The following is a 1,177-nucleotide window of genomic DNA, read 5'->3' as shown; positions in this document are numbered from 1 at the left end:
ACCAAGGAGTCCTGCAGGACGGCAGGCTCGTGGCGGACAAATGGCTTGGCGACCGGCGCCTGCGCTACATGGGGCATCGCGACCTCATCGATCCGTTCGAAACGGGAACCGCTCGCCGGCCGCATCGCGCGGCCTGAAAACAGCTCCCGCAGAAGCGTCACGATGGCCATGATCAGCAGCGATGCGGCGAAAGCCGCGCCGACGATCGGCCCGACCTTCGGGAAATAAGCCTCGGAGGGAACCGAAGCCTTCGAGGCGATCCGCGCGTCGACCGGCAGATAGTTGCGATCCTGGCGCGAAGCGGCTTCGCGGTAGTTGGTCAGGTACAGTTCGAGTTGCTGTCGCTTGGCGGTCGCGTCGCGCTGCAGTGCGTCGAGATCGACCTGTTGTTCGCCGGCCTGCGCCGAAGCGGCTTTCAATGTGTTGACGTCGGCGACAAGCTGGTTCTCGCGGGCCTTTGCCGTCTCGGCCTGCATCAACAGGCCTTTCATGATCTTCTGGGCCTCGCTGCGGATCTGTGCGTCGAGATCGGACAGTTGCGATTTCAGCGCGCGAATGCGCGGATGATTGCCAAGCAGTGTCGTCGACAGATCGGCGATGTTGGAGCGCAATTCGACTTGTCGCTCACGCAAGCGCTGGATCAGGTCCGACGACAGAACCTCCGGCACGGCATCCAGCGAACCGCCATTCTGCAGCGCCCTGCGCACACCGTCGGCGGTCGCTTCGGCCGCGGCGCGGTTGGCGCGCACTTTCGACAGTTCGCTCGACAGTTCCGAAAGCTGCTGGGTGGCCAGCACCGAATTGTTGCCACCCATCAGGAGATCGGACTGGGCGCGATAGGCGGCGACCTTCGCCTCGGCATCCTTGACCTGCCGCTGCAGGTCGGTGATCTCGGGCGCCAGGAAGTCTGCCGCGGCGCTGTTCGATTCGAGCTTGGCCGCCCCTTGCCCCGCTATATAGGCGGCGGCGATGGCGTCGGGTACGGCGGCCGCGAGCTTGGGATCTTCCGATGAGAACTCAATGGCAATGATGCGGGTCTTCTCGACGCCATAGACGTTGAGCTTCTCGTGCATTTTCTTGAGCACGCGCTCTGGTCCTGGTCGGCCTGAAAAGCGACCCGATGGAAATTCCGACGGAAGAGCGCGTGCTCAAGAAAATGCACGAGAAGCTCAACGTC

General features: G+C 63.2%; 1 pseudogene. It reads right to left on the bottom strand.

Annotated features, from left to right (window positions below):
- A pseudogene (locus EOD15_RS34565) lies at positions 1 to 1,091 on the bottom strand (GumC family protein); the annotation flags it as partial.
- Positions 1,092 to 1,177: the final 86 nt, after the last annotated feature.

Source organism: Mesorhizobium sp. M7A.T.Ca.US.000.02.2.1, assembly GCF_003996995.1.
GTDB lineage: Bacteria > Pseudomonadota > Alphaproteobacteria > Rhizobiales > Rhizobiaceae > Mesorhizobium.
Note: the sequence above shows the minus strand (reverse complement) of the source record. Positions and strands in the feature narration are given on the sequence as shown.